A 22,078-nucleotide genomic window follows, 5' to 3' on the forward strand; every position below is an offset into this window, starting at 1 on the left:
AAAATAAAGTAATTTAGATTTTATTATCTAAATTCAAACTATGAATAAAAAAATTGATAATTATATTGATTTAATAAGTTCTCATCCTATTTGTTTATCCATAAATAAGAAGGATTTGGAAACTGCTGTTGACTTATTTTTTTCTCAAATGTATCCTATATGTGAAAAAACTGAAAATTTGGATACTAAAAGAATTCAAATAACTACCATCTATAAAATACTATCAGACAATATTTCTAAGTTATTGAATTCTAAAAGTAAGGCAGATGAAATTATAGATCAATTTTTTCAAAAATTGCCTGAGATACAAAACTTATTATACAAAGACGCTCAAGCTTTTTTGGATCACGATCCCGCGGCAGAATCTTTAGAAGAAGTAGTCATTACCTATCCAGGATTTTATGCTTTAACCATACACAGGATCGCCCATGAATTTTATAAATTAAACGTCCCCATTATTCCTCGCTTGTTCTCTGAATACGCACATTCTAAAGTAGGTGTTGATATTCATCCCGGTGCACAAATTGGTGAAAGATTTTTCCTTGACCATGGCACTGGTACTGTTATTGGAGAAACTACGTCCATTGGTAATAATGTAAAAATCTATCAAGGAGTTACCTTAGGAGCATTATATGTAACCAAAAATCTTACTAAAACTAAAAGGCACCCTACCGTTGAAGACAATGTAGTGATTTATGCTGGAGCAACTATCTTAGGAGGAGAAACTACTATTGGACATGATTCTACCATTGGGGGAAATGTTTGGATAACCAATAGCATTCAACCCTATACATTGGTTTACTACTCTTCACAAATGAAACTTAAAACTATAAAAGAGTTTAAAGAGCCTATTAATTATGTAATTTAATAATCTAAACTAATAAAATTAAACTTAAAATAAATAAATATGAAAGTAAATAGCATATTAGACGTGATTGGAAATACTCCACACGTCCGTCTAAAAAATTTATTCCCTAATCATGAAGTATATATAAAATTAGAAAAGCAAAATCCAGGCGGAAGCATTAAAGATCGTATAGCCTTAGCCATGATTGAAGATGCAGAACAAAAAGGTCTTTTAAAATCTGGAGGTACTATTATTGAACCCACTTCTGGTAACACCGGGGTAGGATTGTCTTATGTAGGTAAAGTAAAAGGCTACAAAGTTATTATTGTTATGCCGGAATCTATGTCTGTAGAAAGAAGAAGATTAATGGTTGCTTACGGAGCAGAGCTTGTTCTAACTCCTAGAGAAAAAGGAATGAAAGGAGCCATCGAAAAAGCCGATGAGTTACAAAAAGAGACTCCTAACTCTATAGTATTGCAACAATTTAAAAATAAAGCCAATCCTGAAATTCACGCTACAAAAACTGCTCAAGAAATTGTTGCGGACTTTCCGGAAGGTATTGATGCATTAATCACAGGTGTTGGCACCGGTGGACATATTACAGGAGTAGGTAAAGTATTGAAAGAAAAGTTTTCTTCTACTAAAGTTTTTGCTGTTGAGCCTACAGACTCTCCAGTAATTTCTGGAGGATCTCCCGGTCCGCACGCCATACAAGGAATTGGAGCAGGTTTTATTCCAGATACTTTAAATGTAGATATTTTAGACGGAAGCATTCAAATTTCTAAAGAAGAAGCATTTGAATATGCTAAAAAGCTTGCAAATACAGAAGGTATTCTTGGAGGTATATCAACGGGAGCATCAATTGCAGCTGTAGCCAAAAAAATACAAGAACTACCAGAGGGATCTACCGTTCTTACCTTTAATTATGATACGGGTGAACGATATTTTTCTGTGGAAGGTTTATTTTAACTTTCTTAGAATAAAAGTTGTTAAGGATGAGGTAAATGATAAGTTTACCTCATCTTTTTTTAGTGTATATTAGTTAAAAATTTATTCATGAAATTATACTCAACAATTTTATTCATAGTATTTTGCATCACTTACCTGAATAGCCAAATAACCACAGATACATTAGATCTTTCTGAAATAGCTATTCGTATTACTTTGCCCAATCAAATTAATGAAACATCTGGAGTTGTTTATAATAAGAATGCACTTTATACATTTAATGACAGTGCAGGAAATGCCGAAATTTATAAATTAAACATAAATGATGGAAAAATACTCCAAACTATAAAAATCCAAGAGGCAACAAATGTGGATTGGGAAGAAATAGCTCTTAAAGATGATACTCTGTATATCGGAGACTTTGGGAACAATTTAGGAAATCGAAGGGATTTAACTATTTATTCTATAAAACTACCTCATGATTCTATCTCTAAAAATTTAGAGGTTCCTCTCATCAATAAATTTTATTTTACTTTTGAAGATCAAAAAGATTTTGAGAACCAGGGTTATCAAAAGACCAATTTTGATTGTGAAGCTTTTGTTTATGACCAAGGAAAACTTCATTTATTCACTAAACAATGGGGAAATAATCAAACCACACATTACCTTTTAAACATTCCAAAGAAAAACGGTAGTACAGCAATTGCCAAAAAAATGGAAAGTTTTAATACCGAATGTGTTATAACTGGAGCCAGTCTATATAAAAATGAGTTGTTTTTTATTGGTTATACACCGAATGGCTTGGCATATCTATGGAAATTCACAAATTTTAAAGATGGTTATTTTTTTAATGGAAAAGCTAAAAAAATACTTTTGGGTTTTACGGCAGAACTAAGTCAAACCGAAGGAATTGAAGTGAATGAAAACAATGTTTATATAACTGGTGAGGAAATGAACTATTCTCTTTTTCAAACCCCTCCTACTCTTTATATACTTAATAAATCTGAATTATAAAAGAAATGTTCTCTATTAGGAGAACATTTCTTTTATTTTTTCAAAAAAAGTTTTATCATTTTTTGTAGGCTTAGGATGAAATTGCTCATTATTTAACATAGACTCAAAAAATTCTTTTTGTTCTTTGTTTAACTTACTCGGGTTTGGAGTCCAAACATTGACATGGATAAATAAATCTCCATGACCATATCCTTGCATTTGTGGTAATCCTTTACCTTTTAATCTTAAAATTTTACCGGATTGAGTTCCAGGCTCTACGGATATTTTTACTTTACCTGTAACCGTTGGTATTTCTTTTTTAGTACCCAATACCGCTTCTGGTACTGATACGTATAATTCATAGTGCAGGTTATCTCCTTCACGTTTTAATTCCTCGTCTTCAATTTCATCAATAACAACAATTAAATCTCCGGGAACTCCTCCAAATGGAGCATCATTTCCTTTATTTCTTACTTGCAATTGAATTCCTTCTCGAACGCCCGCCGGTATTTTTATAGATACCTCTTCTTCAACTTTTATTAAACCTTGGTTGTTAGCTCCAGGGGGAATATGATCGGCTACTTTACCCGTACCTCCACAGGTACTACAAACCGTCTGGGTTTGCATTTGACCAAAAGGCGTATTCATCACCCTACGAGATTGACCGGAACCCTGACAAGTTGGACAATTTTTAGAAGTAGCCCCTTCCGCTAATTTCAGTCTTTTAACTTTAACCGTCTTTTCAACACCATTTACAATCTCGCTTAAACTTAAAGATAATCGAATCCTTAAATTGGAACCTTGAGCTTGTTTAGGACGTGATGAAAAACCACCAAAACCTCCACCTCCGAAGGCTCCACCAAAAATATCTCCGAAATGGGAGAAAATATCTTCCATGTTCATTCCGCCACCATCGAAACCGCCACCTGCAGCTCCTCCTACTCCCGCATGGCCAAACTGATCGTAACGGGCTCTTTTTTGCGGATCACTAAGAACCTCATAGGCCTCGGCTGCTTCCTTAAATTTTTCTTCTGCTTCCTTATCTCCCGGGTTTTTATCTGGATGGTATTTTATTGCTTTTTTTCTGTATGCTTTCTTAAGCTCAACTTCTGTAACCGTTTTGGTAACTTCTAAAACTTCGTAATAATCTCTTTTAGACATAACTTCTTATAATAATACAAATGCTTCTCTTAGGATATAATTATTTACCAGTTACTACTTTAGCATATCTTATAACCTTTTCATGCAACTGATAGCCTTTTTGTACTACATCAATGATTTTTCCTTTCAAACTTTCATCCGGAGCAGGGACTTGTGTTATTGCTTCATGAAAATCCAAATCAAAATCATCCCCCGGATTAACCTCTATTAACTGCAAGCCATTGTCTTTTAAATTATTATATAATTTATTGTAAATAAGCTTAACCCCTTCTAAAACTGCCGAAGAATTTGGATCTTTTTCTAACTCTTCCATAGCCCTATCAAAATCATCCAGTACTGGCAACAAGGATTCTAGAATATCTTTGTTTGAATAGCGAAGTAAATCCTGTCTTTCTTTGGTCACACGTTTTTTGTAATTATCAAATTCGGCAAATAAACGTATATATCTGTCTTTCTCCTCTTTTAATTTATCTTCTAAATTAGGTTCATCTTTGCAATTTTCTGACATATTTTCAGGATTTTCAACAGATTCATTCGTCATTGCATCATTTCCCTCTAGTTCTTCATCAAAACTATTTTTAGTATGGTCTGTCATAACTTAATTTACTTTAAAAATTCATCTTCATAACCATCAATTTTATTGCCACTTTAGTTATACTGCCAAATCGACCTTATTATTAGATTTATTGGTTGTATTGGCAAAAGATTATTAATTATTTAACAAGTGTTTAAAATAATCTACAAAATGTTCTTCATTACTTTGTATTGGATTTAAAAACTATGATTAAAGACTTAAATATTTTTGATATTAAATCGGAGGATGAATTTAATCATTTATCCCTTAAAGTATTTAACTACCAATACTTAAGTGTACCTATCTACAAAAAATTTGTGGATTTATTGTCTATAAATCCTAACGAAATTTCTAACTACAAAGATATTCCTTTTCTTCCCATAGAATTTTTTAAAACACATCCTGTTCTAGATAAAAACTATAACTATAAGTTTTACTTTCAAAGTAGTGGAACTACCTCTACCCATTTATCCAAACATTTCATTGTCAATGAACAAATTTATGAGCAAAGCATATTAAAATCTTTTACTACTTTTTTTGGAAATCCTGCTGAATATATTTTTTTAGGACTTCTTCCCTCCTATTTAGAAAGAGAAAATTCATCACTGATTTACATGGTAAATTATTTAATGAAACTCTCTAACCATAAGGAAAATAATTTCTATCTGCATAACTTTAGTGAGCTTGACCAAATAATAAAGAAAACGGAACAAGAAAATAAAAAAGTTATTTTATTTGGTGTTTCTTATGCCCTTTTAGATTTTGTTGAAGCTTTTCCACAAAAACTTGAACATACTATGGTAATAGAAACGGGAGGTATGAAAGGAAGAAAGGAAGAAATTACAAAAGAGGAATTGCTAAATGAATTGAAGAATTCTTTTCAAACCCATAAAATTTATTCTGAATACAGCATGACAGAATTACTCTCACAAGCCTACTCCTTAGGTCAAAATATTTATGAATGTCCTTCTTGGATGAGAATTTTAATTCGAGATATTGAAGATCCTTTTTGTTATAAAAACCATGAAAAAACTGGAGCTATAAATATTATTGACTTAGCAAACATACATAGTTGTTCATTTATATCTACACAAGATTTAGGTAAAACATATAGTAATAATTCTTTCGAAGTTCTTGGAAGAATTGACAATTCAGATATTAGAGGATGCAGTTTACTGGTAATTTAAATCATCACTTAGAAAAATCAAATTTAAAAACTCTTCCCCAAGTTTTTAAAAAATTAATTAAAGTAGGAACCCGTTATATACTTTTCCCAGCATTGCTAGTTATAATCTGGTTCCTTTTTCATAACTTCTTTATAATAAAAGAAGGCATAAATAATGGTACTTCTCCTGCTGAGGTAGGAGTTATTTTCGGATCTAAAAATCAAGAGAATGGAAGCCTATCTGCTTCCTTACTGGAACGTTTAAATATTGGCTTGAACCTTTACAGAAAAAAACAGATTGAAAAAATTATAGTTACCGGAGGTATGGCAAATAAAGGACTTTGCGAAGCAGATCTTATGCGTAAATACTTGTCAGACCATGGGGTACCTCTCAAAGATATTATTACGGATGATAAAGCGCTGAACACTCAAGAAAATGTAGAAAATTCCTTAGAAATTATTAAAAAACATAAATTTAAAAGTGTTGCGATAGTTTCTGAATACTACCACATTGCAAGGATTAAACTGATGTTTAATAAACACAATTACGATTTTAACAATATTGAAACCGTAAGTTCATACGGTAATCCCTTGAAAAAATATCATTTAGACGTATATCTAAGAGAATTTTTAGCCTATTATTACTATTTATTGTTTAAATAATAGCGAATTCGTTTACCTTTGGATAATCTCCAATTAGTAGTATGGCAAATTCGTTTATAGAAAAAATCATTCAACAATTATTAGATTCCTACAAAGATTTATCAAGCATCCATTTGGTACTTCCGGGTAAAAGACCGATCATTTTCTTTAAGAAATTTTTAATTGATCATGGTTACCAAGGCTTTCTACCTACATTTTATACTATTGAAGATTTTATAGAAAAGTATTCTAAATTAACCCGAATAGAAAATATTCCTCTTTGGTTAGAAGCTTATAAGATTCAGAAAAAATATATAAATACGGAAGAGAAATTGGATGATTTTTTAAAATGGATTCCTACCCTTTTAAAAGATTTTAACGATATAGAACTTTTTTCTGAAAATCCTATCCGAGTATTGGAGCATTTGGCTTCCATTGAAAGAATGGAAAATTGGGCAGAAAAACTAGATTCTAAAAATGAAGAAAAATTATACCATAAGAATCTAAAATTTTGGGAAAACAATTTAATTCTTTACCAAGAGCTAAAGAAAAGTTTATTCAACCAAGGTTTAGGAACCTCAGGAATGTTACTTTCAACTGTTGTTGATAACCTGGAAAGGCTATCTATCAAGCCTGAAGATATTTTTGTTTTTGCCGGATTTAATGCACTAACCCCGAAAGAAGAAAAACTTATAAAATATTTTATATCTCATTCTACTACCCTATTATTCTGGGATACAGATGAGTATTATATGAACCAAAGCACTCAGGAAGCTGGTTTTTTCTTACGTAAAAACATTCTTTGGAACTATTACGCGAATCGGGAATTTTTATGGAAAGAAAATCAATTTTCTAAGAAAAAAAATATACAAGTGATTGGTACTTCCCAAGAAGTTGCTCAAGCCAAATACACCCACAATATACTGGAAAACATCCCTCAACATGAATGGGAACATACAGCCCTCGTACTATGCGACGAAACCCTGCTGCCTTCGGTAATTGAAAGCCTACCGCAAGAGATACAAAAAGTAAACATCACCATGGGGTATTCATTAAAAAATTCTTTGGTAGCCTCTTTTTTTAAACAGATTTTTGGCTTGCATATATTTAGAGAAAAAAACAAAACCCAAGGTTTTTATTATAAAGATGTTTTGGCTATTCTACAACATCCATTGCTAGAATACAACCAAGAAATTGCAGATTTCTGTAAAGAAATTCAAGAGAATAATTTAGTATTCATCTCAGATTCTTTGCTTTATAAAAAATTAAATACTTGGAACTTACTATTTGTTTTTAAAGAATACAAAGACCCTTTACAATTGGTGAAAATAATGAGCGATTATTGCTCTCAAAAATTTTGGAATTACAACGAAGACGAAGGCATATTAAAAGAGAATTTTTTGAAATTTAAAAATATTTTTTCTCTTTTATATACCCAACTTTCCGAACAATCATTGGTAGATACCTTTAGTTTATTGCAAAGCTTATACCAGCACATTTTAAACAATGAAAAAATTGATTTTATAGGAGAACCTTTACAAGGCTTACAAATTATGGGAGTTTTAGAAACCCGTCTGTTAGGGTTTAAAAACCTAATTATGCTAGGGGTAAATGAAGGAATAATTCCTGAGGGAAAAAAGGATAACTCTTTTATTCCTTTTGATGTTAAGAAAAACTATAACATCCATACTTTTTTAGAAAATGATGCCATTTATGCCTATCATTTTTATCGGTTGTTGCAACATGCCGAACAAATTTATTTACTATACAACAATTTTACCGAAGGGCTTTATTCCGGGGAAAAGAGCCGATTTATCAGTCAATTGGAGTTTGAATCTCCACATCAAATACAAGAAATCACCGTTTCCTACTCTGGAAGCGTACAACAACAACCCGAGTTTAAAATTGATAAAACCCCTGCTTTAGTTAAAACCATTCAGCAATGGCTAAAAAAACCCATTTCTCCTACGCATTTAACCAGCTACCACTATAACCCTATCAATTTCTATCTACAAAAATTGGTACAACTGGAAGAAAATACAGAAGTAGAAGAGGAAATTTCTCCTCTAAATTATGGAAACTTAATCCATCATACGTTAGAAGCTTTATACACCCCCCTAAAGGGTCAATATTTAACAGAAGATGCCTTAAAAAATTGCTTGTCTGACTATAAAGTACATTTGCAAGAATATATAAAAAAAGAGCTAAACCCAGATTTATTTGAACGTGGACAAAACTACTTGCAAAAGTTGTTGGCTGAAAAAACCTTAGAAAAAATTATTTTAAGAGACTTAACCGACATTCAGCAAGGAAATTCTATTTATCTACAAGACATTGAAAAATCCATAAGTTCCAAAACTAATTTAGAAAACTTAGGGAAAATTCAACTGAAAGGTTTTGTAGACCGGTGGGATGTTTTTAATGGACAAGACCGAATTATTGATTACAAAACCTCTTCCGTTGGTTCTTTGGCTTTCAGTTCAGATAAAAGAGACAAGATACAGGAAAACACAAACTTTAAATTTTTTATTCAATTGGTTTTTTATGCTTATATGATTTTGAATGAAAAAACAACCCATTCAGTACAAGTAGGCATCTGGAGTTTTAAAAAACCTTTTAGAGGGTTGGAGGTTTTAAGCTATGACAAGCAAACCCTAATCACTTACCCCATGGCTATAGACCTTTTTAAAGAAGTAGAAACAATTATACAGGAAATAGCCAATCCCCATATTCCTTTTATTGAAAAAACTTATGTTAAGTTTAGATAACTTATCGTAAGGATTTTAATAATTAATGAATCATTTACTCTTAATTCTCTATTTAGATAAATATTAAAAAAACATATTTAGTACTTTTAGAAAAAATAAATTTGTATTCTATTTAAATCCCTATGAACTTAGAGATAAAAACTAAAAATAATAAAATTTTTGCTCCCTTATTGAATAAATGTTTAGTAAATAAACCGGAAGAAAAAGTAAGACAAGAGTATTTATGCCGTTTAATAAATAATTATAAGTTTACTTTGGCGCAAATGTAACAAGAAGTAGAGGTAAATAACTCTCAAAGAGAGCAAGGACAAGTCATGGCTGATATTGTTATATGGAAAAATAAAAAAAAAGATAAATTAGAAAATATAAACTCCGTTATTGTTGTAGAGTGTAAAGAAGAACATATCACCATACAAGAAGAAGATTACTTTTAAGGATATAATTATGCTTCTTGGGTTAGTGCTGATTTTTTTACTACAAATCTCAAAGAAACCCGTATTTTTAAAGTAGTAAAAGGAAAAATTCCTAAAAAGTTAGAAGAAATTATTGATATTTCCTAAGGCAGAAATTATCAATAACAAAAAAGTGTAAAAACTTCTAAATTAAACCAAAGCATTTATCCAAGATGAATTTTCTAAACTACTCTTTAAATTTCATAATATTATCCGGAATAACGATAAACTATCTCCAGAAGTTGCTTTCGACGAAATAAGTAAATTTTTTTTATTAAAATACGCTATGAAAGAGATAATTCGGGAGCCCAAATTTTTACTTTAGAAGAATTTAAAAAAGATAAAGAAAGTTACGACCGTTATATGGCAGAAGAAGGCAGAGATTTCTACCAAGTATTGTTTGAAAAAATCAAAAAAGATTTTAAGGATAACAAAAAGCATAATTAAGCTAACATTCTCCGTCAATTTTTTTGATTACATTTCAGGCTTTTTTTATTACTTCCCTCTATACATTAAGTATAATACCCCTTACTTGAAAAATTCTAAGAATTTTTCTTTCATGTAGCAAAAATAAAAAAAAGAGCCTTAGAAACAAGGCTCTCTCCTTATAAGGCAATAAAGAGCGATTGGCATAGTAGTATTTATTCGTTTAATTTATGAAATTACATGTCCTTACAAGTTTCTAATATTTTTGACATTTAAAGAGTGAAAAACCTTACTTGATGTTTCTTATCTTTTATTTATAAAAACCTAATTATATATTTTCATTTTCAATTCTTTAAATTTTTTATTGACTCCTGCAATTATAATCTCTTTCGCCAATAGGTACTCATTTCTTCTTACCTCTATGTGATTTGCTTCCACTAAATTTAATTGTATAATTAATATTATATACAATTATCTGTCTACTTTAAGCTACATTCTTAATTAACACTTTCTCCGATAGGCTTTTTTAACTTTAACATCATTCTATAGGTATTTATCTATGGTGTAAGATTCAAACCCCATACAGATTAAAACTTTTATAAACATTATTAAGTTTTAATCAATTTATATTATTAACTATAAAATTATTAAAATATTATTTATTTGTCAACAAAATTATATTTTATCTCCATTTACTTAAAATTATTTTTTAATTCTGAATTTATGAATCATTAGAATTTTATTAGAAAAAATTAAAATACATTAAAATTAAACCATTTGTTTTAATTTTTTTATTACTTGTTAAAAGAAAGGAAGAGTTTTTTCCTAAAAACTTATTTTTTCTATTATTCATATTTACATATGATCGATGGATAGAATAATATATATATCAAGTATAAAAAAACGGGTTTCTCCTATTGTATTAGTGGGTAATGGTACTGATGTAAGCGACATGGAAAGCTTAAAGAGAAGAGCCAAAAGTAAACTAAATAAAGGTATGTATCGGGCTTTTTCTTTGATTTTAAACAGGTATAAGAAGAGGTTTCAAAGAGGAAAAGCGATTCAACTGATAGGGATTAAGTCTTTGGAATGTAATTTTAATCCTCAGAGAAAAACTTATAATCCGCATTTTCATATTATTACGGCTAATCTGGAAATTGCTGAAATTTTGAAAAAGGAATGGTTACAGATCTGGAAGTATAAGGATAATCCTAACCAAATAGTAGTAAGTCCCAAAGCTCAGTTTATAAGAAAGGTGGAAAACTTGGAAAGGGATTTAATTGAGGTGATTAAATACGGTAGTAAGATTTTTACGGAACCGGATATTAAAAGGAAATCTAAAAAACAAAATTCCAATCTTGCTCCCATGATTTATATTCAGGCTTTGGATGCTATTTTTACTGCTATGAAGGGGAAAAGAATTTTTGAAAGGTTTGGGTTTAATCTTCCAAAACAACCAAGACTTTAACCAAAATCCAAACGAACTTATGAATTTGAAAACTGGAATTTTGATTTAAAGGTGAATGACTGGGTGAATCCTGAAACGGGGGAATGTTTAACGAGGTATAAAACCCCTGCTGAACTTGCTTATTTATTGGAGGAAGGGGTGAATTGTTCAAGAATATAAAACCTATCCTAAAAATCTTCAGTTACTATAATTTTTTTTTTAAAAGATAAAAACCATAAAAAAAATCAATAAATTTGCTCATATTATAATAAAATATATTCACTAATTTAAACATAAAATACAATGAGCTTTATAGATCCTAATAAAGGCAAAGGAGCAGGAAAGACTGTACCCGATATATCCCCAAAAAACATAGTTTCCACCGGAGCAGAACTAGGCAAAGCCCCCCTAAACAATGCCTTAGACCACGTAACCGACCAGATTACCAATAAAATAGAAGAAAAACTAACCGAACTCACCGCCCCCGTACAAGAAGCCATAGATAAAGCCAAAAAATCCGTAGATACAGCAAAAAATATAGCTAATCAAGCCCAAGAAATAAAAAAAATCATCCCCGGAGACCTAACCAGCCTACCCAACGGCTTATTAACCCCGGAACAATATGCCGAATACAAAGGATACAACACCCTTATAGCCACCTACGGCGGAGACCCCGAAACCAACCTAGCCAACTCCCATATCGTTTACAGTAAAATCCAGATCGCAGGACAAAGAGTACTGGCCGAGAGTCATTTTACCGTAGAAATCAAACAAAAAATAGCAGACCACGACAGCTTTACCATCACCTGTTATTCCGATGCGATAGATGGAGCAAAAGCCTACCCCCTAGAAACCTCCAGAAATTACCTAGGAAAAAGAACCACCATACAATTCATGCAGTATGGAAAACCAGCCCTGGTATACACAGGAATAATAACAGACATCACCAATATACGCGAAAACGGAGAATCCAAACTAGTATTAACCGGAAAATCCCCCACCATATTACTAGAAAACGGACTCGATACCCAAAGCTTTGAAAACAAAGACCTAGCAGGAATTATACAAGAAGCCACTACAGAATACCCCCAAGATTTAGTACAATGGGAGATCCAACCCCAAATGAAAGAAAAACTCCTGTATACCGTACAATACCGAGAATCCGACTGGAACTTTATCAAACGCTTAGCCACCCGATACGGAGAATGGTTATATTATAACGGACAACAAATTGTATTTAGCCCCTATGGAGCGAAAGGCTTTGAACTAGTAGAAGAACAAGACGTATATGATTGTAAGTTACACATGCAACTCGTCCCCCAGAAGTTCAGCTATATAGCCTACGACGCCAAACAAGCAAAAGCACACACCGTGAATTCCGAAACAGTAAGCCTCAGTAGACGACTAGTGAATCCCTTTCAACAATACGCCATGCAAGCCTCCGAAGACATATATACCAAAGTCCCATCCTCCCTGTATAATCACAGTTTAATGGAAGCAGGCGAATACGAACTAAAACAAGCCGTAAAAAGACAAAAACAAAAAAGACAGAATGTCTTTTTTATGGAAGCCAAAACCAATAAACCCGACCTAAGAGTCGGAGATACCATAAAACTCAAAGCCTGGATGCCCGGGCATGAAATCTTTAAAAACGGAGAAGTCCCCTTAGAATCCTACCGAATATTAGAGATAAAACACTACCAAGACGTAACCGAAGGCTATTACAACGAAGTGATAGCCATCCCGAAAGACAATGAAGTCCCCCCCTACATGGATGAAGACGCCTTTCCAGCCTGTGAAGAACAATCCGCCATCGTCACCGATAACAACGACCCTGAGGGCATGAGCCGCATACGAGTACAGTTCCCATGGCAGAAAGCCTATGGAGGACAAAGCCCCTGGATCCGCTCCATTACCCCATACGCCGGCAAAGGAAAAGGAATGCATGTAGTACCCGAGATAGGCGAAGAAGTAATCGTAAGCTTTGAAAACGGGAACGCAGAAAAACCCGTAAGCCTAGGCGCCATGTTCAACGGCAAGGGAAAATCCGGACATGGGGGAGCCGGGAATTTTATCAAAGGTTTACAAACCCCAACCGGAAACAAAATACAATTTAATGATAAAGAAGGAAGCGCTTTACTCACCGATAACGGAGGAGCCAGTATGAAGTTTGATGGAGCCGGGAATGCAGTAACTAATGCAGCCGCCATGCAGACCTTTAACGTAGGAGGAGGCGGAAAAGATTCTTCGGGGGAAACCATCCCACCTCAATCGGTTTTAAAAATGGATAAAGATGGGAATATTAAGCTGGATGGAAAAACCAATATTACTTTAATGGTAGGAGAAAACACCTTGGTAATAGATGCAAATGGGCTCACACTTACCAATAAAGATGGTAATAAAGTAGCTATTACCCCGGAAGGAATTGTACAAACCGCCTTGGTAGGAGATATTTCATCAACAGCTGAAACCGGGGATATAAAACTAGACAGTAGCGCAAGTAAAATCAGTTTAAATGCATCCACACAAATAGAAGCAACTGCGGGTTCTACCATTGATCTATCCGCTCCGGAAGTAAATTCAAACTAAGTAAGAGATGGGATTTTTAAGAAATCTATTTAGGAACGAAGTTTCTTCTGTTAGTGCTATACCAGAAGTGCAAGGAAGATTAAAAAAAACTTACAATTATGTTTACGAACGTAGGCAATGGTTACGCGGACAAAGTATGAAACATAAAGTAGAAGGAATTATACAAGCGGCTATTTCGCCATACAGCAAAAATTATACAAAATGGGAGATTTATTTTAAGGATGTTAACCTAAGAAAAACCTCAAATTTTGTGTTAGAATACTATATTTTATGGGATTTTGTACGCCGTGCTAACTTTTATATGAGTACAAACGGAAAAATAACCACCCATGAATTTGATGCTTTCGGACAAAAGGAGATTTTTAAAGAAAAGCAAGAAAAAATTTACCAATATTTAAGAGAAGGAACCCGAAGAGATGCTATTGAAAAGGTTATAAAAGGCGTAAACCAAAATTCAATTTTACTTGCCCGTACCCTGAAAGCCAATCCTATAATTCAGCTATTGGCTAAAGAATTTTCTTTTTTTCAGGAAAACCTTTTGCAAAACACCCACCAACTTCCGGTATTTTCCTTTAATTCTAACGAAATAATGGAAGATTACTTTGGTGCAGGGAAGCACCTGCCCTTAAAAAAATTTTCTTCCTTAAATCTATCCCTTAAAGATGCAACGATAGGAAGCTCCGTAAACGGATGGAACAAGGAAGAAATAGACACCGGAAACTTTTTTCGATTTATGAAGCAATTGGCAGGAAAAATACAAATAGGTAGAGAACTTTTGGTAGATAGTAGTGAGTATTATAAATATGCACCGACCGATTTTTTTAATCAGAGAAAATTATTAGAAGCCGAAAGCTATACCCAAACGGTTGTAGCTGAGGCTTGGTTTTTAGAAGAACAAACAAGTTTAACCTTAATAGAAGAAGACTATGGCAGTTGATGATTTATTTATACCCGATGGGGTTTACTTAAAATGTGACCAGGGAGCGACCGTAGTTAATTTAAAAGTTAATTTTAAAAAGCACAAACTATATGGAGAAATTATTGCTACCGAAAAAGACCATACTCCTTTGGTCAATATTCCATCCTTTGGCGCCTGCTCTTCCACCGGAAGTGCTTGCACACCTACGGATACCTATTGGGTAAATGTACACGAAGGCGGTACCTTGGTGCAAAAACAAAAGCCTTTGCTGGAAACTTCTTTTTGTAAATGTATGAAAGGAGGAAATATTAAAATCTTTTTTTCTGAGGCAGAGGCTATAGCTGGCTTAGAGGCAGATAAAAATGAACGGGTAGATAAAATTCCTTATATAGATGCCATATTAGGAAAAGCCACTCTGGGACCCTTAAATCCTCTTTTCTTATTTACCGATACCGAACCTTCGGATGTGGGAAGAGGAGTGAGAAAAGGAGTAAAAAGCACCTATCATGGACTTAAACAAATGATTTTGCACCCCATTGACACTGCCAAAGGGTTGGGAAAACTAGCCATGACAGGAGTGGCAGGTTATGTTCCTCCCATGACTAGTGCTAGTTTTGGGGGGATACCTACAGAAAGCGAAATAAAAATGCAACAAGACTGGTTTGATAAAACTCCTGAACAGCGGATTGCAGATTTTGATAAAGATATGGGCACCGATCTTACCTCTACCCATGAAGGGATAAAGGCGGCTGCTTCCGAGTTTTATGATCAGAAAATTGTACATGGAACTAATGCGGAGCGTGGAGTATTGATGGGGCAAACCGCAGAGTTCATAGGGGAATTAGTAGTAGGCTCTAAAGGTGCGGGTGCAGTTATTAAAAGTGCTAAAGGGAGTGCAGTGGCAGCCAGTGCCACAGAAAAACTATCTATAGCTATTACCGCTATTAATGAGTTTGTAAAAACAACTAAATTGGGTAAATTAGCTAAGTCTATTAAGGGTGTTTTTAAGGTGAGCATTAAAAAACACCCTTTTAATGAAAAAAAATTTATTGATGACCTAATTAAAAAAGCTGATGATCTAATAGCCTTAAATAGTAGAAAAAAGAATGGACCATGTTTATCTGGTATCTTTGAGCCTATAACTGGAGATACATTTTATGCTCAAAATTTCTTAAAAAATGAAATTGGGAAAGCTGAATATCTTAAATTTGTGGATGAGGCTCATCCAGTTATAAAAAAAAGAATAAAAGCTCAACAGAAACTTATTGATGAAGGGAAGTTACCTGCAGATATTGATATTCGGGCAGGAGGACATTCAGAAATTAGAGCTTTAGATGAAGCTCTTAAGGCTAGAGATAAAGTAACAGGAAGAATTTCGACAGAAGCAGATTTAAAAGATCTATACTTACATAATAGGCATTTACCAAGTAATACTCCATTCAATAGATGCCCAAATTGTTCATCAATAACAAGTGGAGTTCAAACAGTAGGAGGACATAATTAAAATATAATGAAGAAATATATAGAAGAATTGTATACTAAAGGAGATTCTCTTACCGGAGAAAGTTTATACTATTTAGACTCTAATTTTTCACAACCTTACAATGGTTGGGCAATAGAGATGTTTAAAGGTGAAATTAATTGGGAATTTGAAATTAAAAATGGTAAGCAAAATGGAATAGAAAAGGTATATAAAAATGGTCATTTAATACAAGTTGATGAATATAAAGATAATTTGCAATATGGAGTATCAAAAGAATACGATAAAAATGGAAATTTAACCTCTGTTAGCGTTGTTTGGAATAATGATCATATAAAAACTATATATTTAAAAAATAATCAAATAGATGAAGTAATTTTATATAGAGAATTTAATATCCAAAAAACATTACCAGAATATATTAATAAACTATGCCAATTATCAGAAGAAGAATTAATAAATTATAAATTTGACTCTAATAATCCTCACCTAGATTACCCATAAACTATTCTAGTATTAATTTAAATATTGAATAAATATTACAATGAAACTAGCCATAGATGTATATTATTATAATAACAAAGCAAAGGCAGTAGGAATTTTATTTAAAAATTGGGAACAGGAAGTTCCTGATCAAATTATAACCTCTTTTATTACAGATGTTGCTGAATACCAACCTGGTTCTTTTTATAAAAGAGAACTCCCTTGTATTTTAGATTTATTAAAACAAGTGAATCTATCTGAAATAGAAGTAATTATTATAGATGGTTTTGTTTATTTAGATAACCAAGAAAAACCTGGTTTAGGAAAACATCTTTATGATTCATTAAATAAAAAACTACCTGTTATAGGAGTAGCTAAAACTCCTTTCTTTCAAAATGAAAAGTTGGTAAAAGAAGTGCTAAGAGGAGAAAGCACCAAACCCTTATATATAACTACGGTAGGAATATCTCTTGATGAATCTGCTGAGAATATTAAAAATATGCATGGTAAATTTAGGTTCCCTACCCTTTTAAAACTCTTAGACCAAGAAACAAAAAAATAAACTTTAGTTACTTATTTATATATTCATGAAAAAATTAAGGATTACTTTAGAAGATAATTTTTTTCCTGTTCAAGCTTATTTTAATTCTATTCCTGATAGAAGTTTTCTAAAAGTTTTACAAGATTTTTCAAAAAATATAGGTTCAGGATTTGAAGAAACATCTATAGGTTTTCCTGAAAAAGCAGAAGAATGGGGAGAAGAGCCATTCAAAGGAGTAGAATTTGGAATATTTGAAAAAGAAATAATAATTTCCAACACAGATTTTATAAAATATTTAAGAATGGTATGTAATGTATATGAAGAAGATTATCCAGAACAAAAAGAGGAAGTAGAAATATTATTTAATGAAATTAAAAGAAAATTTATTTCAAAGGAATAAAAAATTTATTGAAACAAATTCATACTAGAAAAATTTAAAAGCCTTTAAAAATAATGCATAGAAAAATATTTTATCTACTATAAAAGCAGTAAAGCCATAAATTTATTATGAAAAAAATAAAAGAAAAAGAACTTATTTATGGAGGCTCTGATCAAGGAATTATCCTTGATATGGTAGTCAAAAATAGTAAGAATATTAGATTTATAGATATTATAGAAAATAATCCTTTTCAAAATCTAAAAGAAAAGATTAGTACAGAAAATTTTAATTTTATAAAAGCAGATTTGCATATTCTTCATGGAACAGAAACTAAACGATTTAGGGAAGCCAAAAATCTAGGATTAATAGAGAAAGTAGGAATAGAATCTTTCAATTATTATAAAATAGAAAGTGATAACTTAAGTTTGTATTATTATAAAGTAGATAATTACATATATATATATGGTTTTGGAGAAACACAACCTTGTTTATATAAATTATATTTGGAAGGAGTTTATGAATTATAACAAAAAAGAAGACTAAATATCTTCTTTTTTGTTCATTGGTATTTATAGTTTTTTACTTTTTAAAGTAACCAATCAATTAAAGGGATTTTTTAAATAGAAGGACAATCCTAATAAAACTAAAATCATACTTTAGATGCAGAAAATTTAGAAGAAACAATAATTTTCATTAAATAAAAAACTATGGAAATAACCTATTCTATCCCAACTCCTTTTAAAATGATAATAAATGTAGATAATAAAAAAATGGTTCTTACAGGAGAAGGAACAACCACTCCTGCTTTTTATGCGGATATTAAATCTATGAAGAACTGGGAACCTCCATATGAAAATGAAAAAATAACGGAGTTAGAAAAACAGGAAATAATAAAAGTAATTGAACAAATGAGTCAAAAACAAGGGGAAATACCAATTTATTTTGAGTAATATTTAATAATTTATAAAATTATTAACACCTAATAACAAAACTTAATAATTAAATGAATGGGGTGGATTGATTCCCCCTAATGGTGGTTTTATTAGAAAATATTCAACAGTATTGAAGCTTCCTTCTAAAATAGATAGATATGGAGGAAGAATAGAAAATGGTATATTCAAGGATACAGGAAAATATTTTGGAATAGATGGGGCTTCTTTTGAGAGTAGAGCATTACAAAATTCAGTGAAAGATGGATTTTATAATAAATATGAAATACTAAAAGATCTTCCTGTTGTAGAAGGAAAAGCAATACCATGGTTTGGTCAAGAAGGTATGGGGGGGCAATTTTTAACAGATCAAGGTGTAAGTGATTTAATTAAAAATGGATATATAAAAAGAATTAACTAAATGATAAAAATAATAGAAAACAATAGAATAGAGCTCTATGATGGTTTAGAATCAAAGGAACTATATAACATAATAATAATTGGGAATATTAAATTAAAAGATATTTTAGAAAAACGACTTTTTAAATTTAAAGGATAAGCTAGTTAAAGAAACCGATGAAGAAGGCTTAGAAACTCTTCATAATTACGACGAATTAGGAAATCTTACTAAAACTACTTTACCTGATGAAAGTACGTATACTTTTGCTTATGACAGTGAAAGCCGACTGATATTAGCTACCGATCCTTCCGGCAACCACACGAAATGGACCTACTATAATAATAGGCTGCATAGTACAGAATCCGACAGAAAATCTACCCGTTTTCTCTACAACGAGCAAAATCTTATTTCTACTATAAGAAACCATTGGGAGGAAGAAACCCATTTACAGTACGATTCCCAATACAATTTAGTGGAAATGACCAATCCTTTAAAACAAACTACGCGTTGGAAATACAATGCTTTAGGAGAATGTACCGAGGTAATTAATCCTCTAGGTAATAAACAACAATTTGAATACAACCGTTTGGGGCGTTTGTCTAAGGTAAAATTACCTAATTCAGAAATTATAGACCTTAAGTATGATGCCTATGACAGTATCTTGCGGGTAAATTCTTTGCACTCAAAAATAAATTATACCTATACTCCCTTGGGGAGTATACGGAGCAGGGAAGAAAAAGGCGTTAAGTTTTTTTTTGAATATGATGTGCAAGAAAGGTTAACTGCACTAAGCAATGAAAAAGGGGAAAAATACCAATTCTCCCGCAACCAAAGAGGAGATATTGTTCGAGAAGTTTCCTTCGACGGAATTAACCGCTACTATAAACGTGACAAGGCTGGAAAAGTTGTTCGCATAAAACGTGGAACTGACCGCTTTACCGAATACGAATACGACAAGGGCGGACGGATTACCCGGGCAGAATACCACGACGGTAGCTGGGAAACTTTTTCTTACGACCAAGCAGGTAGGCTTATTGAGGCCCGAAACAGCAAAACAGCCGTTAGTTTCAAGCGAAACCGGGATGGTAAAATTCTACAGGAAAAACAAGGAGAACACCTGCTGGATTATCTTTATGATAAAGATGGTAACCTTGTTGAAGTTAAAAGTTCCTTAGGTGCAAATATAAACTATACTCGTGATGCTTTTGGGCAAATTTCTGGTATACAGGCAGGGGACAAAGAAAACCTATGGATTGCTAAAATAAAAAGAAATATGCTGGGGCTGGAAGTAGAAAGAACCCTACCCGGAGGTGTAAAAAGCAGTTGGAGTTACGATGAAAATAATCTTCCTCTTTCACAAAAAGTTGAATCTTACAAATTTAAATCAGGATTACATAAAAACTATCAGTGGAATGCTTCCCAACAGTTGCAACAAATTACCAATGCTTTAACTCATGGAGAAACAACCTTTGCCTATGATGCTTTCGGTAGCCTGGCTTCTGCCCGATACGAAGATGGTAGTTTTGATTATAAATTGCCTGACGAAATTGGGAATCTCTTTAGAGAAACTGCCAAGCAAGATAGAAAATATGGCAGGGGTGGATAGCTAATTCAGCTTCAAGATCAATATTTGTTTTATGATACCGAGGGAAATCTAATTCTAAAATCCAAAAGAAAAAATCCGAATATTGAGGTTTTAGATAACTCTGAAACTAAAATGAGTTTTTGGATTGATCCTAAAGATGAAGGGGCGTTTACGGGTTTTTGGATAGATGATAAATGTTCAAAAAATCGGGTTTACGATAATATTTTTGACGAAAAGGCAGAAATACGTTCTTATTCTAAAAAAGAACGGGAAGAATACAATCGGCTCAGGGGTAGAGATGAACAAGGTAAACTTAAACAACCCGAGTGGCAACCGGGTGACTGGGGCTACGAATGGTTGGCTAACGGAATGCTGAAAACAGTTACCACCCCTGAAGGGAAAAAAATAAGGTTTGAATACGATGCTTTGGGAAGAAGAACTGCTAAAATTGCAGGAGATAAGATTTATCGTTATATTTGGGACGGTAATGTTCTTTTACATGAATGGAATTATCCTCTGGGGAGAAGGCCTCAGTTAGTAGCTAATTCTGAAGGGGAAATTTACTATAATCAACCGGAACCGATTGAAAATCTGGTTAGTTGGATTTATGAAAATGGAGCCTTGGTTCCTACCGGTAGAATTGAACAGGGAAAAACCCATTCGATTATCTCAGATTATATAGGACGCCCGATACAGGTGTACAATGAAGAAGGGGAATGTGTTTGGGAAACTGAGTATGATATCTATGGAAACCTGCGGAATTTAAAAGGAAATCGGGAATTGATTCCTTTCCGTCAGTTAGGGCAATATGAAGATGTAGAGACGGGACTGTTCTATAATCGTTTCCGTTACTACAATCCGGAAACAGGGATGTATATCAGTCAAGACCCCATCGGTATTGAAGGAAATAATCCCAACCTTTATGCTTACACCCACGACTCGAATACGATGGTCGATCCTTTAGGGTTACAGCAAATCCCTGAAGGACTACCAAGGAGAGCACCTACTGCTGGAGATGTTGATATGGCCTCAGTAAGAGCAGCAAGAAGAGAGGCTATGAGAAGATTAGGTATACCTACTTCACAGACTTATAAATCTAGAATAATTAAAGATCCTACAGATGCAAGGTTTAGAATAGAAGAAATATACGATTTAAATGGTAAAAAATTAGGAGAGTTAAATATACATCAGGATGGACATATTTTCACCAATAAAAATGGAGTTCCTATAAATTACGAAAAACCTCATTATCATACATTTGAAAATGGTGTTAAGCAAGAAGGACATATAACTTATGGGAAAGGTAAGCCAAGAGGTACTCAAACTTATTTAGATTATATATGTAAATAA

21 protein-coding genes are annotated in these 22,078 nt (G+C 32.6%); 19 read left to right on the forward strand and 2 right to left on the reverse strand.

The annotated features are described in order from the left end of the window. Positions 1–40 precede the first annotated feature (40 nt). The 3 genes from epsC (at position 41) to ETU10_RS06855 (ending at position 2,809) form a co-directional block, all read left to right on the forward strand. Positions 41–868, forward strand: coding sequence for a serine O-acetyltransferase EpsC (epsC, locus tag ETU10_RS06845; RefSeq protein WP_146310911.1), 828 nt, complete (start codon positions 41–43; stop codon positions 866–868). Between the two features lie 39 nt (positions 869–907). Further along, on the forward strand, positions 908–1,816 hold the full coding sequence (gene cysK, locus ETU10_RS06850) for a cysteine synthase A (protein WP_146310913.1): 909 nt from the start codon (positions 908–910) through the stop codon (positions 1,814–1,816). An 87-nt stretch (positions 1,817–1,903) separates the two neighbouring features. Continuing rightward, a complete protein-coding gene (locus tag ETU10_RS06855) occupies positions 1,904–2,809 on the forward strand; it encodes a hypothetical protein (RefSeq protein ID WP_146310915.1) in 906 nt (301 codons plus the stop codon). A gap of 15 nt (positions 2,810–2,824) precedes the next feature. Here the strand turns inward: ETU10_RS06855 and dnaJ are convergent, their stop codons facing one another. Together dnaJ and ETU10_RS06865 are read right to left on the reverse strand one after the other, a co-directional pair. Beyond that, entirely contained in the window at positions 2,825–3,949 is a 1,125-nt protein-coding gene (gene dnaJ, locus ETU10_RS06860) for a molecular chaperone DnaJ (protein ID WP_146262732.1), read from the reverse strand. Between the two features lie 40 nt (positions 3,950–3,989). Beyond that, a complete protein-coding gene (locus tag ETU10_RS06865; RefSeq protein ID WP_146310917.1) occupies positions 3,990–4,544 on the reverse strand; it encodes a nucleotide exchange factor GrpE in 555 nt (184 codons plus the stop codon). A 185-nt stretch (positions 4,545–4,729) separates the two neighbouring features. Between ETU10_RS06865 and ETU10_RS06870 the strand changes: the two genes are divergently transcribed. The 16 genes from ETU10_RS06870 (at position 4,730) to ETU10_RS06950 (ending at position 22,078) form a co-directional block, all read left to right on the forward strand. After that, a complete protein-coding gene (locus ETU10_RS06870; protein WP_146310919.1) occupies positions 4,730–5,710 on the forward strand; it encodes a long-chain-fatty-acid--protein ligase in 981 nt (326 codons plus the stop codon). After that, a complete protein-coding gene (locus ETU10_RS06875) occupies positions 5,689–6,351 on the forward strand; it encodes a YdcF family protein (protein WP_146262729.1) in 663 nt (220 codons plus the stop codon). The genes ETU10_RS06870 and ETU10_RS06875 overlap by 22 nt, the downstream gene beginning before the upstream one ends. A 41-nt stretch (positions 6,352–6,392) precedes the next feature. Then, positions 6,393–9,098, forward strand: coding sequence for a PD-(D/E)XK nuclease family protein (locus ETU10_RS06880; protein WP_146310921.1), 2,706 nt, complete (start codon positions 6,393–6,395; stop codon positions 9,096–9,098). A 122-nt stretch (positions 9,099–9,220) separates the two neighbouring features. Then, positions 9,221–9,367 (forward strand): type I restriction enzyme HsdR N-terminal domain-containing protein, encoded by a 147-nt coding sequence (locus tag ETU10_RS06885; RefSeq protein ID WP_146293450.1) that lies wholly within the window; start codon positions 9,221–9,223, stop codon positions 9,365–9,367. A gap of 1,477 nt (positions 9,368–10,844) precedes the next feature. Beyond that, entirely contained in the window at positions 10,845–11,444 is a 600-nt protein-coding gene (locus ETU10_RS06890; RefSeq protein ID WP_146310923.1) for a hypothetical protein, read from the forward strand. 282 nt (positions 11,445–11,726) lie between these two features. After that, entirely contained in the window at positions 11,727–14,012 is a 2,286-nt protein-coding gene (locus tag ETU10_RS06895; protein ID WP_146310925.1) for a type VI secretion system Vgr family protein, read from the forward strand. Between the two features lie 7 nt (positions 14,013–14,019). After that, entirely contained in the window at positions 14,020–14,949 is a 930-nt protein-coding gene (locus ETU10_RS06900) for a hypothetical protein (protein WP_146310927.1), read from the forward strand. After that, positions 14,939–16,435 carry a PAAR-like protein gene (locus ETU10_RS06905; RefSeq protein WP_146310929.1) on the forward strand — a complete coding sequence of 499 codons (1,497 nt, stop codon included), beginning with the start codon at positions 14,939–14,941 and terminating at the stop codon, positions 16,433–16,435. The genes ETU10_RS06900 and ETU10_RS06905 overlap by 11 nt, the downstream gene beginning before the upstream one ends. A gap of 6 nt (positions 16,436–16,441) precedes the next feature. Next, positions 16,442–16,915 carry a toxin-antitoxin system YwqK family antitoxin gene (locus ETU10_RS06910; protein ID WP_146310931.1) on the forward strand — a complete coding sequence of 158 codons (474 nt, stop codon included), beginning with the start codon at positions 16,442–16,444 and terminating at the stop codon, positions 16,913–16,915. A gap of 40 nt (positions 16,916–16,955) precedes the next feature. After that, positions 16,956–17,456 (forward strand): endonuclease V, encoded by a 501-nt coding sequence (locus ETU10_RS06915; RefSeq protein WP_146310933.1) that lies wholly within the window; start codon positions 16,956–16,958, stop codon positions 17,454–17,456. 25 nt (positions 17,457–17,481) lie between these two features. Further along, positions 17,482–17,835 carry a ribonuclease toxin immunity protein CdiI gene (gene cdiI / locus ETU10_RS06920; RefSeq protein ID WP_146310935.1) on the forward strand — a complete coding sequence of 118 codons (354 nt, stop codon included), beginning with the start codon at positions 17,482–17,484 and terminating at the stop codon, positions 17,833–17,835. A 107-nt stretch (positions 17,836–17,942) separates the two neighbouring features. After that, the gene (locus tag ETU10_RS06925; protein WP_146310937.1) at positions 17,943–18,341 is read left to right on the forward strand and encodes a hypothetical protein; all 399 of its coding nucleotides are present in this window, start codon (positions 17,943–17,945) and stop codon (positions 18,339–18,341) included. Between the two features lie 180 nt (positions 18,342–18,521). Beyond that, positions 18,522–18,764 (forward strand): Imm74 family immunity protein, encoded by a 243-nt coding sequence (locus tag ETU10_RS06930; RefSeq protein ID WP_146310939.1) that lies wholly within the window; start codon positions 18,522–18,524, stop codon positions 18,762–18,764. A gap of 67 nt (positions 18,765–18,831) precedes the next feature. Then, complete coding sequence (locus ETU10_RS06935; protein WP_146310941.1) at positions 18,832–19,164, forward strand: TNT domain-containing protein; 333 nt, start codon at positions 18,832–18,834, stop codon at positions 19,162–19,164. A gap of 451 nt (positions 19,165–19,615) precedes the next feature. Continuing rightward, positions 19,616–20,749: an RHS repeat domain-containing protein gene (locus ETU10_RS06945; protein WP_146310943.1), complete on the forward strand. Its 1,134-nt coding sequence runs from the start codon at positions 19,616–19,618 to the stop codon at positions 20,747–20,749. A 24-nt stretch (positions 20,750–20,773) separates the two neighbouring features. After that, positions 20,774–22,078, forward strand: coding sequence for an RHS repeat domain-containing protein (locus ETU10_RS06950; RefSeq protein ID WP_246118435.1), 1,305 nt, complete (start codon positions 20,774–20,776; stop codon positions 22,076–22,078).

Source organism: Apibacter muscae, from assembly GCF_007845595.1.
Classification (GTDB): Bacteria; Bacteroidota; Bacteroidia; order Flavobacteriales; family Weeksellaceae; genus Apibacter; species Apibacter muscae.

What these genes read in the sequence shown, in the direction of transcription:
- ETU10_RS06925 (WP_146310937.1), top strand. Translation starts at nt 17,943, where the DNA reads ATGAAAAAAATAAAAGAAAAAGAACTTATTTATGGAGGCTCTGATCAA.
- cysK (WP_146310913.1), top strand. Translation starts at nt 908, where the DNA reads ATGAAAGTAAATAGCATATTAGACGTGATTGGAAATACTCCACACGTC.
- ETU10_RS06900 (WP_146310927.1), top strand. Translation starts at nt 14,020, where the DNA reads ATGGGATTTTTAAGAAATCTATTTAGGAACGAAGTTTCTTCTGTTAGT.
- ETU10_RS06855 (WP_146310915.1), top strand. Translation starts at nt 1,904, where the DNA reads ATGAAATTATACTCAACAATTTTATTCATAGTATTTTGCATCACTTAC.
- ETU10_RS06865 (WP_146310917.1), bottom strand. Translation starts at nt 4,544, where the DNA reads ATGACAGACCATACTAAAAATAGTTTTGATGAAGAACTAGAGGGAAAT.
- ETU10_RS06885 (WP_146293450.1), top strand. Translation starts at nt 9,221, where the DNA reads ATGAACTTAGAGATAAAAACTAAAAATAATAAAATTTTTGCTCCCTTA.
- ETU10_RS06880 (WP_146310921.1), top strand. Translation starts at nt 6,393, where the DNA reads ATGGCAAATTCGTTTATAGAAAAAATCATTCAACAATTATTAGATTCC.
- ETU10_RS06930 (WP_146310939.1), top strand. Translation starts at nt 18,522, where the DNA reads ATGGAAATAACCTATTCTATCCCAACTCCTTTTAAAATGATAATAAAT.
- cdiI (WP_146310935.1), top strand. Translation starts at nt 17,482, where the DNA reads ATGAAAAAATTAAGGATTACTTTAGAAGATAATTTTTTTCCTGTTCAA.
- epsC (WP_146310911.1), top strand. Translation starts at nt 41, where the DNA reads ATGAATAAAAAAATTGATAATTATATTGATTTAATAAGTTCTCATCCT.
- ETU10_RS06905 (WP_146310929.1), top strand. Translation starts at nt 14,939, where the DNA reads ATGGCAGTTGATGATTTATTTATACCCGATGGGGTTTACTTAAAATGT.
- ETU10_RS06895 (WP_146310925.1), top strand. Translation starts at nt 11,727, where the DNA reads ATGAGCTTTATAGATCCTAATAAAGGCAAAGGAGCAGGAAAGACTGTA.
- dnaJ (WP_146262732.1), bottom strand. Translation starts at nt 3,949, where the DNA reads ATGTCTAAAAGAGATTATTACGAAGTTTTAGAAGTTACCAAAACGGTT.
- ETU10_RS06875 (WP_146262729.1), top strand. Translation starts at nt 5,689, where the DNA reads ATGCAGTTTACTGGTAATTTAAATCATCACTTAGAAAAATCAAATTTA.
- ETU10_RS06870 (WP_146310919.1), top strand. Translation starts at nt 4,730, where the DNA reads ATGATTAAAGACTTAAATATTTTTGATATTAAATCGGAGGATGAATTT.
- ETU10_RS06910 (WP_146310931.1), top strand. Translation starts at nt 16,442, where the DNA reads ATGAAGAAATATATAGAAGAATTGTATACTAAAGGAGATTCTCTTACC.
- ETU10_RS06915 (WP_146310933.1), top strand. Translation starts at nt 16,956, where the DNA reads ATGAAACTAGCCATAGATGTATATTATTATAATAACAAAGCAAAGGCA.
- ETU10_RS06890 (WP_146310923.1), top strand. Translation starts at nt 10,845, where the DNA reads ATGGATAGAATAATATATATATCAAGTATAAAAAAACGGGTTTCTCCT.